This is a genomic window from Demequina sp. NBRC 110054 (assembly GCF_002090115.1).
Taxonomy (GTDB): Bacteria; Actinomycetota; Actinomycetes; order Actinomycetales; family Demequinaceae; genus Demequina.
Map to the genome: position 1 here is coordinate 1,218,878 of NZ_BBRK01000004.1, position 14,962 is coordinate 1,233,839.

General features: G+C 70.6%; 15 protein-coding genes. 8 read left to right on the forward strand and 7 right to left on the reverse strand.

Going from position 1 to position 14,962, the window contains the following annotated elements:
* Positions 1-89: 89 nt before the first annotated feature.
* Positions 90-641, forward strand: a complete 552-nt coding sequence (locus B7K23_RS05610; protein WP_084125380.1) for a sigma-70 family RNA polymerase sigma factor — start codon at positions 90-92, stop codon at positions 639-641.
* Positions 638-2,071 carry a hypothetical protein gene (locus B7K23_RS05615; RefSeq protein WP_084125381.1) on the forward strand — a complete coding sequence of 478 codons (1,434 nt, stop codon included), beginning with the start codon at positions 638-640 and terminating at the stop codon, positions 2,069-2,071. The genes B7K23_RS05610 and B7K23_RS05615 overlap by 4 nt, the downstream gene beginning before the upstream one ends.
* 22 nt (positions 2,072-2,093) lie before the next feature.
* Here B7K23_RS05615 and B7K23_RS05620 read toward each other — a convergent pair whose 3' ends face one another.
* From B7K23_RS05620 to B7K23_RS05635, 4 genes are all read right to left on the reverse strand, one after another.
* Positions 2,094-2,408 (reverse strand): AzlD domain-containing protein, encoded by a 315-nt coding sequence (locus B7K23_RS05620; RefSeq protein WP_084125382.1) that lies wholly within the window; start codon positions 2,406-2,408, stop codon positions 2,094-2,096.
* Entirely contained in the window at positions 2,405-3,196 is a 792-nt protein-coding gene (locus B7K23_RS05625; RefSeq protein WP_143338107.1) for an AzlC family ABC transporter permease, read from the reverse strand. Before B7K23_RS05625 ends, B7K23_RS05620 begins: the two co-directional genes overlap by 4 nt.
* A gap of 155 nt (positions 3,197-3,351) precedes the next feature.
* Positions 3,352-3,660: a DUF1540 domain-containing protein gene (locus B7K23_RS05630; protein WP_084125384.1), complete on the reverse strand. Its 309-nt coding sequence runs from the start codon at positions 3,658-3,660 to the stop codon at positions 3,352-3,354.
* Positions 3,661-3,790: 130 nt separating this feature from the next.
* Positions 3,791-4,180 (reverse strand): DUF2218 domain-containing protein, encoded by a 390-nt coding sequence (locus B7K23_RS05635; RefSeq protein ID WP_084125385.1) that lies wholly within the window; start codon positions 4,178-4,180, stop codon positions 3,791-3,793.
* Between the two features lie 477 nt (positions 4,181-4,657).
* Between B7K23_RS05635 and msrB the strand changes: the two genes are divergently transcribed.
* Both msrB and B7K23_RS05645 read left to right on the forward strand, forming a co-directional pair.
* Entirely contained in the window at positions 4,658-5,113 is a 456-nt protein-coding gene (msrB, locus tag B7K23_RS05640; RefSeq protein ID WP_084125386.1) for a peptide-methionine (R)-S-oxide reductase MsrB, read from the forward strand.
* Entirely contained in the window at positions 5,114-5,743 is a 630-nt protein-coding gene (locus B7K23_RS05645) for a hypothetical protein (protein WP_234996429.1), read from the forward strand. It abuts the gene before it with no gap.
* 3 nt (positions 5,744-5,746) lie between these two features.
* On the opposite strand, the gene B7K23_RS05650 is transcribed toward B7K23_RS05645, so the two are convergent.
* The gene (locus tag B7K23_RS05650) at positions 5,747-6,397 is read right to left on the reverse strand and encodes a TetR/AcrR family transcriptional regulator (protein ID WP_084125387.1); all 651 of its coding nucleotides are present in this window, start codon (positions 6,395-6,397) and stop codon (positions 5,747-5,749) included.
* 283 nt (positions 6,398-6,680) lie between these two features.
* Between B7K23_RS05650 and B7K23_RS05655 the strand changes: the two genes are divergently transcribed.
* Complete coding sequence (locus B7K23_RS05655; RefSeq protein ID WP_084125388.1) at positions 6,681-7,202, forward strand: GNAT family N-acetyltransferase; 522 nt, start codon at positions 6,681-6,683, stop codon at positions 7,200-7,202.
* A gap of 30 nt (positions 7,203-7,232) precedes the next feature.
* Here B7K23_RS05655 and B7K23_RS05660 read toward each other — a convergent pair whose 3' ends face one another.
* Entirely contained in the window at positions 7,233-8,207 is a 975-nt protein-coding gene (locus tag B7K23_RS05660) for a bifunctional NUDIX hydrolase/histidine phosphatase family protein (RefSeq protein WP_159451324.1), read from the reverse strand.
* The gene (locus B7K23_RS05665; protein ID WP_084125390.1) at positions 8,204-10,444 is read right to left on the reverse strand and encodes an RNA degradosome polyphosphate kinase; all 2,241 of its coding nucleotides are present in this window, start codon (positions 10,442-10,444) and stop codon (positions 8,204-8,206) included. The genes B7K23_RS05660 and B7K23_RS05665 overlap by 4 nt, the downstream gene beginning before the upstream one ends.
* A 215-nt stretch (positions 10,445-10,659) precedes the next feature.
* Between B7K23_RS05665 and B7K23_RS05670 the strand changes: the two genes are divergently transcribed.
* The 3 genes from B7K23_RS05670 (at position 10,660) to B7K23_RS05680 (ending at position 14,913) form a co-directional block, all read left to right on the forward strand.
* Complete coding sequence (locus B7K23_RS05670) at positions 10,660-11,604, forward strand: ABC transporter ATP-binding protein (RefSeq protein ID WP_084125391.1); 945 nt, start codon at positions 10,660-10,662, stop codon at positions 11,602-11,604.
* 2 nt (positions 11,605-11,606) lie between these two features.
* Complete coding sequence (locus tag B7K23_RS05675) at positions 11,607-13,262, forward strand: ABC transporter permease subunit (RefSeq protein WP_159451325.1); 1,656 nt, start codon at positions 11,607-11,609, stop codon at positions 13,260-13,262.
* 136 nt (positions 13,263-13,398) lie between these two features.
* On the forward strand, positions 13,399-14,913 hold the full coding sequence (locus B7K23_RS05680) for a carboxylesterase/lipase family protein (protein WP_084125393.1): 1,515 nt from the start codon (positions 13,399-13,401) through the stop codon (positions 14,911-14,913).
* Positions 14,914-14,962 lie beyond the last annotated feature (49 nt).

Sequence of the window (14,962 nt, forward strand, 5' to 3'; positions counted from 1 at the left end):
CGGCGCGTGTGAATTTCCGCGCATGCGCGCATCCACCCCAACCGATCCCGATACGGTTCCGTCCTGTCTGCATACGCAGGATGTGAGGGGTGGAATCGGTGGCTGGGTGGGAGCGGGTGCTGCATGAGCTCGCGGGTCAGCGTCGTGGCCGGTTGTTGGGTTTCGCGTCGATGTTGGCGGGTCCGGACGATGCGGAGGACCTGGTTCAGGAGGCGATTGTTGCGACGTTCTCGCGGGGGCGGGGCTTCGAGGATGTGGCTTCTGCTGAGGCGTATGTGCGGCGGGCGATCGCAACCAGGTATGTGGATCGGGTGAGGTCGCAGTCGGCTGATCGGCGGCGCGCGGAGCGGGTGGCTCCGGCCGAGGCGGTGCCGGATGCGAGCGAGCGGGTGGCGACGGTGGTGACGTTGCATGAGGCGTTGAAGGAGTTGGCGCCGCGTCCGCGGGCGTGTGTGACGTTGCGTTATCTGTCGGAGATGTCGGTGCGTGAGGTGGCGCATGAGTTGGGGCTGTCGGAGGGGGCGGTCAAGCGGTACACGTCGGATGGGATCCGGGCGCTGAACGCTTTGCTGGGCACGGATGAGCCTGAGGATGTGGGCGAGACGGCTGCGGTGGTGCCGATGAGGGGAGGTGTGCGATGAGCGGTCTGAAGGGGATGTTCGAGGAGGAGTTCGAGCGCGCCTCCGGTGACTTCGTTGGGCTGGCTGAGTTCGATGAGCTGGGTGCGGTGCGGTCGGTGCGGCGTCGTCGTGCGACACGGTCGATGACGGTGGCTGCTGCTGGTGTGGTCGGTGTGGGTGTGCTGTCGGTGGGGTTGTTCTCGTTTGCCGGGGGTGACGGTGATCCGGCGTCGACTCCTTCGGTGACGCCCTCGGCGACTTCGTCGTCGTCCGTGTCTCCCAGCCCCAGCGCCGAGCCCAGCGTGAGCGCGTCGCCGTCGGCGGTTGCCGAAGCGGCTGCGGCTGCCGCGAACGAGCCCGGACCTGGCTGGTTCCTGCTCGACGTCCAAGTGGAGGAGGACACCCTCGTCGACGGTTCCGACACCTGGGTCCAGGCCGATCGCTCCACCGACACGCTGCTGCTCGTCTCTCCCGGAGGAGAGACGACCGAGGTGCTCGATGTGGCGGACTACAGTGCGAGCTGGCCCGTCGCGTGGTTCGGCGGCGAGGTCGCGCTGCTGAGGCAGGAGCTCAGCGCCGACAGCTTCGGCTGGTCAGGGACGCTGCTCACCGTGGACCTCGACAGCGGGGACGTGCTCCAGACGCTCGAGCAGGAGCCGGATTCGGAGTACGACTTCTACTATCAGCCGTGGTTCGGGGCGCTCGACGGCGGGAGCCGCATCGTCACCCTGGAGTATCTCGGCGGCTTGACCGGGTCGGTGGCCGTGGGGGCAGTGGACGGGGCGTCGACGCCCCTGTGCGATACCGCCGCGGTACAGAACGACCAGGCTCTCTCCCCGTCGGGCGATCGCTTCGTCTGCTTCGACCTCGACGAGGATCGCGAGGCGGCGGGGGAGAGCGACTCGCTTCCCGCGACCGTGGTGGTCGTCGCGCCGACCGACGGCTCCGCGAGTGAGGAGGTGACACGCCTGTCGCGGTTCGCGGGGCGATACGAGCCCAGCGGTTGGATGAGCGAGACCGAGCTGCTCTTCGCCCGCGAGAACGATGCCGGCGCGTATGTCTACTTCGTGCTCGATACGGACTCGGGTGAGGTGCGCGATGCGGAGGTGCCGCTCGAGGCCTCGGAGCAGCTCGCGATCTTCGACTACGACACGGGGACGTACGCGCGTGGCGAGGGAGCAGACGTGGTCTTCTATGACGAGTCGGGAGTCCGGATCGCATCGGCGACGTGTGAGGGTGGATACCTCGATGCCGAGTACCTCACGGAATTCTCGGGCGGTCGCGCCATGGTGTTGTGCGGTGGATCGTCGCCGAACGGAGGATACGGCGAGGGCTCCCGCGCCGCGGTCTGGCTCGCCGACCTCGTGGATGGCGGTGCGACCGAGATCGATCTGTCCGCCTACCCGGACGGCGACTACCGCACGCGCGCCCTGCCGTACTGGGGGGAGTAGCGAGGACGGCTCGCCAGGTCGGTCAGAGCCCGGCGAGCAGCAGCGCCGCGAACGCTACGGCGCCGGCCGCCATCGTCAGGCCCGAGGACCGTCGCCAGAGAGCCACGCCCACCGCGACGAGCGCGGCCAGGTGCCACGCACCGAATCCGCGCCACGCGCCCTCGTCGAGCAGCAGCGAGTTCGCGACGATCGCCGCGAGCGCCGCGGGTCCCACGAGCTTCAGCGCCTTCTCGACGCGCGGCGGGATGTCGCGGTCGCGGCCGAAGATCACGATGCCGCTGATGCGGATCAGATAGGTGCCGATCGCCGCGGCGGTGAAGATAAGGAAGGTCGTCATTCGCCGGCCTCCGCATCGTGCGCGAGCCCGTCGTCGGGAACCCCGCCGGCCGCCGCATCGTCCCTGTCTCGCGTCGGGACATACGAGCCGACCACGATCGCGATGAGCGCGCCCGCCAGCACGTTGAGCCCCCACGGCAGGTCCTTCGCCAGGACGACGACCAGCGTCGAGACGGCGACGGTGACGACAGCGGGCGCATCGTGCAGGCCGGGCACGAGCACCGCGAGGAACATGAGCGGGACGATGAAGCCGATCTGCCACGCGTCCGGGATGACGGGCCCGAGCACGATGCCGGCCACCGATCCCATGGCCCACACGACGACGAACGGCAGCGCTCCGCCGAGGATGAACCAGCGGCGTCGCACCGGATCCGGATAGCGGTCCGCGTGCAGAAGCGCGACGACCGCGGCCTGGTCCGTCATGAGGTGCGCGAGGCCGAGCTTCCACCGCGTGGGGAAGGCGGCGAAGACCGGCGCGAGCGCGGCAGAGTACAGCGCGAAGCGTGCGTTGATCACGAGTGCGGTGAGGACCGCGATGACCGCGGGGGCATTCGAGCGGATCGCCTCGACGATCGCGATCTGGCTCGCGCCCGCGACGACGGAGACCGACGCGTACGAACCGACCCATGGGTCGATGCCCGCGACGCGGATGAGCGCGCCGAACGCGAGCCCGAACAGGACGGAGCCAGGCATGAGTGGGGCGATCGACTTCAGCCCGTCCCATGCGTCGGACCACTGCGGTCGCGCGATGCCCAGCACTGACCGGCGGGCTGGGGAGGGCGGCGTCACCGTGTCAGTGTGTCACGCGGCGTCGGTGCCGCCGGGGCCGCGGGTGGCGCTCCTGGCAGCGCATGGCGAGGCGGCGTTGTCGTGGGGTGCGCATGCGAAAGCCCCGGCCGGAGGCCGGGGCTTTCGAGAGAGCGGACGTCCTCGCGAGAGAGGCGTCAGGCGGTCGCGCCCGCGGTCTCCTTGGCCTCGAAGGTCAGGCAGTCGGCGTTGTCGGCGCTCGCGCCGACGGTGATGCCCTCCGCCGAGCAGATGAGGCTGTCGTTGAACTTGCAGTCCGTGCGCGTGCACGCGCCGACGGACGCGGTCTCGTCCCGGCCGCCCTTGTCGGCGGTGTCGACGAACGTGTTGCAGTGCGAGTGCGGCCCGCCCACGGAGATGGCGCCCGCGTGGCAGCCGCCGTGGTTGTAGCCGCAGCTGTCGACCGAGCACGAGGTGACGATCGGCAGTCCGATGGAGATGGGCATGTCGCGCTCCCGGGGTAGGCGCCGCACCCGTTGCGCGACGGTCTGCCTTCCACGGTAGGCGCGGCGCCCCGCAGTTTCGAGTGCTGCGGATATGTGCGCGAGAAGAGTCAGGAAAAGCCGGGCCCGAGGGTCAGCCAGCGGCGGCCTCCGCGGCCTCGCGCTCGGCCCGCTCGGCGGCGCGCTTGGCAAGCATCTCGGCGCGCTTCGCCTCGTATGTCGGCACCACGGCCGAGTCGTCCCACACGCAGGCGAGCTCGTCCTTCTCGCCGAATCGCTCCAGGTGGTTCTGCGCGATCGCCATGAGGGTGAACATCTCCTGCTGCGAAGGCGCGGTGATGGCGAACTCGAGCGAGGCGTCGGCAGCGGTGAGCGTGGCGACCGCATCGTCCTTGCGGATGGTCCCGATGCCCGCGTCGCCGTCGAACGTGGCGTCGATCTTGCGGCTCAGGTGCGAGCAGAGCTGCTTGGCGTAGCGGGCCGAGCGGTCGGTAGCGGCGCGACCGGTGATGGCTGAGGTCAAGGGGGACTCCTAGGTGGGGGCTGGCCGCATGGCGGCGAACCCGATTTACGTTACACCGCAGTTGCGAAACGCGGAATCCCCGTTGCGAGGCCGGCGCCGGAGCGGGCCGTCGCGGGAACAAACCGAGTCCTCTGAGCGTCTTCCTCAGTGAACCGCTCGGCTTGAGCCGCGTGGGCATCGCAGGACGTCGTGGCCACACCGGACTCCCACCCCCCCTCAGGGAGAACGGCTTCCCACACAGATGGCAGCCCTCGTCGCAGCACAGGCGCGCACCGACACCCCCCTCAGCCGGTGGGCTCGGCCGGGCGGTCCACTCACTTCGGTCAGGAACGTCCACGGGGACGATGCTGACTACAGGGACGATGCTGGCTACACGGACGATGCGGCGTTCCACCGTCGATGGACGATGCGGGAAGCCTCGGGGGTCGGAAAGCGTTGACCTCGTGACGCGTACGCTTGTCCCGGAAGGAGCGACACGTGACCTCACACAAGATCGTCAAGACCGACGCCGAATGGCGCGCCCAGCTCAGCGACATCGAGTTCCAGGTGCTCCGCGAGGCCGCCACCGAGCGCCCCTGGACGGGTGAGCTGCTCGAGGAGAAGCGCCCGGGCACGTTCACCTGCCGCGCATGCGGCGCCGAGCTGTTCCGCTCGGACACCAAGTTCGACTCGCACTGCGGCTGGCCGTCGTTCTTCGACCCGCAGGACTCGGACGCGGTGACGCTCCACGAGGACCTGACCCACGGCATGGTGCGCACCGAGGTGCGCTGCGCGGCCTGCGAGTCCCACCTGGGCCACGTCTTCCCCGACGCGCCGCAGACGCCGACCGGCGACCGCTACTGCATCAACTCCGTGAGCCTCGGCTTCACTGCGGACGACGAGAAGAGCGTCTCGACCCCCGCCGAGTTCGGCGCCGCGGACGGAGACCTGTAGGTGGCAGAGCCGCGCTTCCGCCGACCCGCCATGCTCGACATGGAGGAGGCCGAGCAGATCGAGGGGGACATCGACCCCGCCGATCGCGCCCTCATCGCTCACGAGACCGCGCACGCGATGGTCTCGCAGGCGCGCGCCTCGCAGGACCCCGCGCTGGTCGAGCGGCTCGTGAAGCTCGTCGACGAGGAGGGCATCGACACCGTCGCGATGCTGTGGTCGAAGGCCGAGGCGCACACCCTGCCCGGCTCGCTGTGGCGGCTCTACATGATCCGCGAGTGGGTCAAGCACTCGGGCGACGCGGTCGCGCGGTCCTATCACCACGGCGTCCACGCCGCGCATGTGCGGCACGCGATCGCGGGCGTCGAAGACCCTCCCGGACCCGAGGAGGTCCAGCGGCTCGCGGACACGATCCTCTCCGGCGTCTACTCGGGCGACCTCGCGGTCGCGCTCGAGCGCGCGGGGGCCTTCTGCCGTGTGGTTGCCACTGGCGTCGCGTTCGAGGCCGAGTCCGACGAGGGCCACGCCGACGAGCGCGCCCACAAGACCACGATGCGCGCCGCGCAGCTGCTGCGCACCGGCGAGGACCTCGAGACCAATGCGCGCATGTGGCGCGAGGAGCGCCTCGACTGAACGTCAGCCCTGGAGCGGCGCGTTCCTGCGATGCGTGAAGGCGTGGAACTCCTCGGGCGCCATCGTCGCGTCCGGGAGCGGAGACCGGGCGTCGCACGCCCGCATCCCGTCCAGCGCGATGCGCACGGCCCGTGAGATCGCGTCGCGCTCGACCCCGACGGGACGACCGACGAACGACCCGAGCGCGAACATCGTGAGCGTGACGTCGCCCGGCTCAAGATCCTCACGCATCGATCCCTCGCGCTTCGCCTGGTCCATGAGCTCGCCGAACGGCCCCGCCAGGTTCCTCGTCGGCGCGTAGTCCGGCTCGACCTCGTACATGAGGCGCATCACGGCGCGCAGCCCCGGCATGTCGGCGAGCAGCAGCACGACGGACTCGACCAGGCCGGCGAACCTCTCCCACGCCGTGTCGGCCTCGGGCGGCACCGACATGCGGCTTGCGAACTCCTGAGCCGAACGGTCGTACAGGGCGCGCACGAGGGCGTCGTGATCAGGGAAGTGGCGGTACGCGGTGCCGGCGCCGACCCCGGTCGCGGCTGCGAGCTCGTTGACCGAGACGTCCGCGTTGCGCGAGCCGAGCAGCTCGAACGCCGTCTCCAGGAGCCTTTCGTGGTTCGCGACCGCGTCCCTGCGCGGGCGTCGTTGCTCGGTCATCCTCCCAGTCTAGAGAACCCTCGGTGCGCGGCGAGCGGGCCGCGCGGGCCCGGGGCAAGGCTTGTTCGCGGAGCGCCGAAGGGGCCCGCGGAGACCGTCTCCGGGTTCCACCCTGCGCGGGTTCCGGGTTACATTAGAGGGGACGTCGGACCGCGGTAGCCCCGGGCTCCAAATCCAGCCGCCACGAGCGGCCTTCGCGCCGACTGGCGCTCCCGGTCCGGCGTCATCTCATGCCCAGGCGCGTGACGCATCGTCCCTGCTGGCCCAGCGCAAGGAGCGCCCCGTGATCGACAGCCTCGCGTTGCCGACCGGACTCGCAGTGCGGGACTCGACGATCCTCATTCGCCGCGCCACCCCTGCTGATCTCCGGTCCCTGCTACGGCTTCTGGGCGACGACGAGGTGAGCGCTTCGCGCGGCGACGCCGCGGACGAGTCGGACGCCCCGCAGCTGGAGCTTGCACTGCGAGCGATCCTCGACGACCCGTCGAACGACCTCGTGGTCGCGGTCGACCACGAGGACGCGCCGGTCGGCATGCTCCAGCTCACCCGGATCCCCGGTCTGTCGCGGCGCGGGTCCACGCGGCTGCTCGTCGAGGGCGTGCGGGTCGACCGGCGCCTCCGTTCCGCGGGGATCGGGACGGGCATGATGCGCTGGGTGATGGACAGCGCCGCGCCCGCGACCGGGGCGGCCCTGGTGCAGCTCACGTCGGATGCCCGCCGCGACGACGCGCACCGCTTCTATCGAGGGCTCGGCTTCGACGACTCGCACGTCGGCTTCAAGTGGAAGGCCGTGCAGGGCTCCTAGCGGAGCGCTGTGTCCACGGGGGCGCTGCGCCTACAGAGGCACCTGGAGGCCGTGGGTCTCGACCGCGACCACCTGCGCGCCCGACTCGGTCGACTGCAGGTGGGCCACGATCACGCCGCCCGCGGGCAGGTACGGATTGGAGCGCGGCAGCGCGCCGAGCGTGTACCAGCGCCGCGCGGCCCGCACCATCTCGATGATCGTCGGGAGCGTCGGCCGGTGCACGCACACGACCCGCGCGACGTCCTTGTCGAGCAGCTTCTTGAGCAGGTGCGCGGTCTTGATGGGGCGCTCCGCGTGGCCGGGCTCGGTCAGCTCGTCGTGGGTCTTGATGGTCAGCCCCGAGGCCTCGGCGAAGGGCCGGACCGTCGCCATCGTGCGCTCTGCCGGCGAGGACGTGATGCGCGAGGCCCCGAACGCCGCGAACAGCGACACGAGCTGCCTCGCGCGCTCGGCTCCGCGCTTGGTGATCGGTCGCTTGAGGTCCGGGCCGTCCCACGCCTTGCGGCGCTTGGCACGCGCATGCCTCGCGATGATGAACGCGTGCGTGTCGAGGCGGTCGTTCTCGTAGGCCGTCACGAGCGCCGCGAGCGGACGCAGGTCGTCCGTGAACGTGATGCGCTCGTGCGCCTCGTCGATCGTGAGCCACGCGGTCCGGTCGATCTCGGTCTTGTCGACGGGCGGCACCGGCGGGCGGGCCTTGACGGAGTGCGCGTCCTTGCTCACGACGCGCGCCGCCCAGTACTTCACGACCTTGGTCTTGTCGCCCGCGATCGGATAGCGCAGCGACGGCAGGGGCTGGCCCAGCACGACCTGCTTGCCGGTCTCCTCCGCGATCTCGCGGATCGCGCATGCGGGAAGCGTCTCGCCCGGGTCGAGCTTGCCCTTGGGCCACGACCAGTCGTTGTACCGCGGGCGGTGCACGGCGAGCACCTCGAGCTCGTCGTCATGGATTCGCCAGACCAGGGCCCCCGCCGCGACGACGGTGCCGGGAGGGTACCGCCTCACTTGCCGCTTCGCCTCCGCTGTGGCTGACGCTCGATGTAGACGCTCTGAAGGTCGCGCAGGGGGTTGCCCTCGTCGTCGGTCCGCATCGCCTGCCACGAGCCATCCGAGCGCAGCTCCCACGCGCCGATGCCCGCATCCATCGACATGTCGATGGTCTCGATGAGGGTCGCCACCTGGTCCGGCTCGATGATCGACACGAGCGCCTCGATGCGGCGATCAAGGTTGCGGTGCATGAGGTCGGCCGAGCCGATGTAGATCTCGGGCTCCCCGCCGTTCGCGAAGCCGTAGATGCGCGAGTGCTCGAGGAAGCGGCCCAGGATCGAGCGGACGCGGATGGTCTCGCTGAGGCCCGGGACGCCCGGCCGCAGCGCGCAGATGCCGCGCACGACGCAGTCGACCTTCACGCCGGCCTGCGACGCCCGGTACAGGGCGTCGATGACCTTCTCGTCGACCAGGGAGTTGACCTTGATCTTGACCCAGGCCTCCTCGCCGTTGCGCGCGCGCTCCGCCTCGGCCTCGATGCGCTCGATCAGGCCCTTGCGGATGCCGGTGGGGGCGACGATGAGGCGGCGGAACTTCGCCTTGGGCGCGTAGCCCGACAGCTGGTTGAACAGCTTGGTGAGGTCGGCGCCGACGTCGGGGTTCTTGGTAAGGAGCCCGTAGTCCTCGTACAGGCGCGCGGTCTTCGGGTGGTAGTTGCCTGTGCCGACGTGGCAGTAGCGCTGAAGGCCGTCGTCCTCCTGGCGCACGACGAGCGAGAGCTTGCAGTGCGTCTTGAGGCCGATGAGGCCGTAGACGACGTGCACGCCCGCCTGCTCGAGCTTGCGGGCCCACGAGATGTTGCGCTGCTCGTCGAAGCGCGCCTTGATCTCGACGAGGGCGAGCACCTGCTTGCCGTTGCGGGCTGCCTCGATCAGCGCATCGACGATGGGCGAGTCGCCCGAGGTGCGGTACAGCGTCTGCTTGATCGCGAGGACCTTCGGGTCGGCGGCTGCCTGCGCGAGGAAGGCCTGCACCGAGGTGGAGAACGAGTCGTACGGGTGGTGGAGCAGCACCGGGCCGCGCGTGATCGCGGCGAAGACGTCCTGCTCCTGCGCGGACTCGACCGGCGCGAGCTTGTGGTGAGTCGTGGGGCGGAACGCCGGGTATTGGAGCTTGGGGCGATCCAGGTCGGCGATCACGTTGAGGCCCGTGAGGTCGAGTGGCGCCGGCAGGTGGAACACGTCCGTCTCGGTGATACCGAGCTCGCGCACGAGCAGCTCGCGGATCTTGGGCGGCAGGTTGTCGGCGACCTCGAGGCGCACGGCCGGGCCGAAGCGGCGGCGCAGCAGCTCCTTCTCCATGGCCTTGAGAAGGTTCTCGGCGTCGTCCTCCTCGACCTCCACGTCCTCGTTGCGCGTGACGCGGAACGTGTAGTGGTTGAGGACCTCCATGCCGGGGAACAGGTAGTCGAGGTGTGCCGCGATGACGTCCTCGAGAGGCACGAAGCTGCGGGGCTCATCGGACAGCGCCCAGGCGTCGGTGATCTGCGAGGCGCGTCCCTCCATGTCCACCGACAGGAAGCGCGGGAGCGTCTCCGGCACCTTCACTCGCGCGAAGTACTCCTTCTGCGACTGCGGGTCGCGGATCTCGACCGCGAGGTTGAGCGACAGACCGGAGATATAGGGGAAGGGGTGCGCCGGGTCGACCGCGAGCGGCGTGAGCACCGGGAAGATGTCGGAGCGGTAGAGCTTGCGCAGGCGGTTCTGCTCGTTGTCGCCGAGCTGGTCGAAGCGCACCAGGTTGATGCCCTCGCGCGCGAGCTCGGGGAGCACCACGTCCTCGAAGACCGACGCGTGCTCGTCCATGAGCTGATGGGCGCGCTCCGTGAGCGACTCGACCAGGCGCGTGGGGCTCATACCGGTGGCGGACGGGACCGCGAAGCCCGCGGCGATGCGGCGCTTGAGGCCGGCAACGCGGACCATGAAGAACTCGTCCAGGTTGGACGCGAAGATCGCGAGGAAGCGGGCGCGCTCGAGCAGCGGCGTGGAGTGGTCCTCGGCGAGCTGGAGGACGCGCTGGTTGAACGCGAGCCACGACAGCTCGCGGTCCAGGTAGCGGTCGTCGGGCAGGTCGGCGAGCTCGCCGCCGTCGTACATCGGGACGGCCATCGTCTCGTCGGAGACGATCTCGAAAGCCGTGCCGGCATCGGGAGCGGGCTGAGGGCCCGCCTCGGAGAGGTCCATGCTGTCCGCCATGGTCCTTATCGTTGCACGCCAGCCACGCCGTGGCGACCCTTCCGCGCGTGCTTTGCGCGTGCGGGCGCACAGGTTGTCCGCGCGCCTGGCGATCGGGTGAAACTCATCCTTGAGAACGATGAGGTGAGAATGCGCGCTCCGCTACAACTGGAGGAGAGACCAGTTCGCGTTCCGGGGCCCTCGGGGGCCCCGGGGGCACACCGGAAGGAGCGGCGATGGCGCCGGCACCGATCGAGATCGATCACCTCACCAAGCGGTTCGGCGACGTCGTCGCCGTGGACGATGCGTCGTTCCAGATCGAGGAGGGCGAGATCTTCGGCTTCCTCGGCCCGAACGGCGCCGGCAAGTCCACGACGATCCGCTGCCTGCTGGACCTCATCCGGCCCACGTCCGGCTCGTGCCGCGTGCTTGGGCTCGACTCCCGCAAGGACGCCGTCGAGATCCGCCGCCACCTGGGCTTCCTGCCCTCGGACCTCGCGATGTACCCCAACCTCACGGGCCGCCAGACCCTCGAGTTCCTCGCGCACCTGCGCGGCGGCGTCGACTGGGCCTGGGTCGACGAGCTGTCCGACCGCCTCGACGCCGACCTCGGTCGTCGCGTGGCCGAGTACTCGTCCGGCAATCGGCAGAAGGTCGGCATCATCCAGGCCTTCATGAACCGGCCGAAGGTCGCGGTGCTCGACGAGCCGATCACGGGCCTCGACCCCCTCGTGCAGCTCGAGTTCCACACGATGCTGCGCGAGCACGTCGCCGAGGGCAACACCGTGTTCCTGTCCTCCCACACCCTGTCCGAGGTCGAGCGGGTCACCGACCGCGTCGCGTTCATCCGCCGCGGGCGACTGGTCGCGGTCGAGAGCATGGACGAGCTGCGCGAGAAGGCCGTGCGCAGGCTCCGGCTCGAGTTCGCGGCCCCCGTCGCGGCCGAGGAGTTCCTCGCGGTCCCCGGGGTCCACGAGGCATCCGCCGACGGCGCGACGGTCACCGTCCAGTACGAGGGCTCGATGGCGCCCCTGCTGCGCGCCGCGACCGACCGCGAGGTGCTGTCCGTCGAGTCCGGCTCTCTCGACCTCGACGAGATGTTCCTCGAGTTCTACCGGGACGAGGTCGGCGAGGATGTCCTGGCCGAGGAGGCCGAGGCCGCGGGGCGCGGGGCCAGGTGATGATGCTCCAGACGCTGTATCTCAAGTCCGTGAGGGACCGCTGGCTCGGCGCCGTCATCGGCGTCGCCGCGCTCACGGCGACCGCCTTCATGAGCATGTGGGCCTACTCGGGCATCGGCGACGACGTCGTCGGCTTCTTCGACCAGATGCCTGACTTCTATCGCACCTCGATCGGACTCAGCTCCTCCGGCGGTGTCACCACGCTGATGATGAGCATGATGCTGAACTTCCTGGGGCCGTTCGTCATCGCCGGCATCGCCATCTCGATCGGCGCGGGAGTGATCGCCGGCGAGGAGCGCACCGGCACCGTCAACATCCTCACCACGGTCCCGCGCTCGCGCCGCCGCCTGCTCGCGTCCAAGACCGCAGCGATGATCTCGGTCGTCGTCGGCGCAGGCCTGCTCAGCTGGGCCGGCTACGCGCTCGCGGTCATGAGCTTCGGCGAGGGTCTGTCCGAGGTGCACGTGGGGGCGTCCACGGTTCACGTGCTCGCGGTGGCGCTGCTGTTCGGGGCGCTCGCCCTCGCGATCAGCACCGCGACCGGGCAGCAGGCCCTCGGGTCGGGCATCGCCGCCGGCCTGCTGATCCTGTCCTTCCTGATCTCCGGCGTCGTCCCCCTCATCGCCGGGTACGAGGACTGGGCCAAGGTGTCGCCGTGGTTCTATATCGGCGACGGCGAGCCCCTCACCAACGGCGTCCAGTGGGCTCCGGTGTCGATCATGCTTGCCGTGGCCGTCGCGCTGATCGGTGTGGCCTTCTGGACCCTCGAGGGGCGCGACCTGAGGTCCGGCGAGGGCGGGCTGCCGATCCTGGAGCGACTGACCGCCGAACCCCGCGTCGAGAAGGCGCTCACGATGCTGCAGGGGCGCGCCGGAGCGAAGGGCATCGTCGGCCTCACGCTCACCGAGGGCCGCGCGATCATGATCATCGCGGGCGGCGGCATCTTCATGATGATGGCGGTGATGGGACTGCTGTTCCTCGCGGTCGCGGACTTCGTGGGCGACTTCGTCGAGGTGTTCCCCGACTCGATCATGGCGATCGTCGGGTTCGCGGACTACACGACCCCCGAGGGCTGGTTCCATGGAGAGGGGCTCAGCATCGTCGCCCCCGTCGCCGTCGCGGTCGTCGCGATCAACCGCGGCATGAGCCTCGCTGTCGAGGAGCGCACCCGGCGCGCGAGCCTGCTGTTCGGCAATCCCGTCTCGCGTGCCGGGGTCGCGTGGCGCAAGCTTGCCGCGACGATGATCGCGGCGGTGGCCACCGCCGCGCTCACCGGCGCGGGCATCGCGGTCGGCAACGTCTCCGCGAGCCTCGACATGTCGTGGGCCAACATCGGCGCCGCGACGCTCCTGCTCGCGCTGCTCGCGACGACGCTCGGCGCGGTCGCCTTCCTCGGTGCGGCCGCGACCGGCAACCCGGCGGTCGCGAACGGCGCGGGCACGGGCGTCGCGATCCTCGGCTGGGCGATCGTGTCGTTCGCCGCGGTCAACGACGCGCTGCTGCCGTGGGCGAAGCTCTCGCCCTTCTACTACTACTCGTGGCATCTTCCGCTCGAGAACGGGCTGATCTGGTGGCACCCGCTCGTGCTCGCGGGCGCGACCGCCGTGCTCGGCGCGATCGGCGTGTGGGCGTATACGAGGCGCGACCTCAAGGGCTGAGCGGGCTCCGGCCTGCGTTCCTGTGAGTGTGGCCGGCCGGCCCGCGAGGGGTCCTGCGTTCCTCTGAGTGTGGCCAGCCGGCCCGCGAGCAGCCCTGCGTTCCTCCGAGCGTGGCCAGCCGAGTAGCGTGCGGGACATGACCGACCTCGTCGTCCACACCCGCGACGGCGCGCTGCGTGGCGTCGAGATCGCCGACGGCGTGCTCGCCTGGAACGGCATCCCCTACGCCGCACCGCCCACCGGGCACCTGCGGTGGAGGCTTCCGCAGAGGCCGATCGCGTGGGCGGGAGTGCGAGACGCGTCCACGTACGGCGCGCCGGCGCCGCAGCCGCCCGCTCCGTCCGCCCCGGGGGCCGAGGTCGAGGGTCTCGTGTCGCGCGAGCGGCTGCCCGAGCCTCGCGAGGACTGCCTGGTCCTCAACGTCACCGCCCCCGCCGACGCGGTCGACCTGCCGGTGATCGTGTGGATCCACGGCGGCGGCTATCAGGGAGGAACGGGCACGGAAGGGCCCGGCGACGGATCGCGGTTCGCCGCCGCCCACCGCGCCGTCGTCGTCTCGGTCAACTACCGGCTCGGCGCGCTGGGCTTCCTCGCCCTGGCGGACGAGGGCCCCACCGGGGCGTACGGCCTCCACGACCAGGTCGCTGCGCTCGCGTGGGTGCGCGACAACATCGCCGGCTTCGGCGGCGATCCCGACCGCATCACGGTGGCGGGCCACTCGGCGGGCGCGAAGTCGGTCGCCACCCTGCTGGCCTCGCCCCTGACCTCGGGGATGATCGCCGGCGCGATCTCCCTTTCCGGGGACGCCGGCTTCGTCGCGACGCCCGCGCAGGACGCCCGCCTTCGCACCAGGTTCCTCGGTGTGCTCGGGCTCCCGGACGATGCGACCGCCGCGCGGTTGCGCACGGTTCCGGTCGAGGACCTGCTGGCGGCGCAGGCCGCCCTCGCGCGAGGTCCCCGGACCTCGTGGATCTGGAGGCCGTCGGTCGACGGGGTCGCGCTCGACCGCACCCCGCTCGACGCGATCGCGGCGGGCGCCGCCGCGGGCGTGCCGCTGCTCGCCCAGCACACCCTGCTCGAGTGCCTCCTGTACGACATGATCGCGCCCGGATCGTCCGAGTCCGCGGACAGGGTGCTCGCCGACGCCTTCGGCACGGAGCGCGCTGCGCGCCTGCTGGACTCGTACGCGACCGCGCGGCCCGAGCTCGCCTCCGACCCGCATCGTCTGCGGCTCGAGGTCTTCTCCGACGAGCGCTACGTCATCCCGTCGAGCAGGCTCGCCGATGCGCAGAGCCGCCACGCGGTGGTGCATCGGTCGCGCTACGACGGGCCGATCCCCGGCTTCCCAGCCCCGAATGCGCCGAAGGGACCCCTGCCGGCCACGCACGGCTCCGACATCATGCCCGCGTGGTTCGGGACCGGCCCCGCGGGGCGCGAGCTGTTCGACGCCGTCGGTGCGTTCGTCGCCATCGGCAGGCCGGTCGCGGAGGGTCTCCCCGAGTGGCTGCCGTACGACGCCTCGGAGCGCTCGACCATGGTCCTCAGCGCAGACGGCGGCGCGATGAGGCCCGACCCCCACGGCGAGCAGAGGGCGGCGTGGGACGGGCTCGAGTGGGCGCCCGGGACGTGGTGGGAGGTCGAGGGGCTGTAGCGGCGTGCCGCGCCCCCGGATTGCTTGCACGGCACCGGGGCGCGCGCTA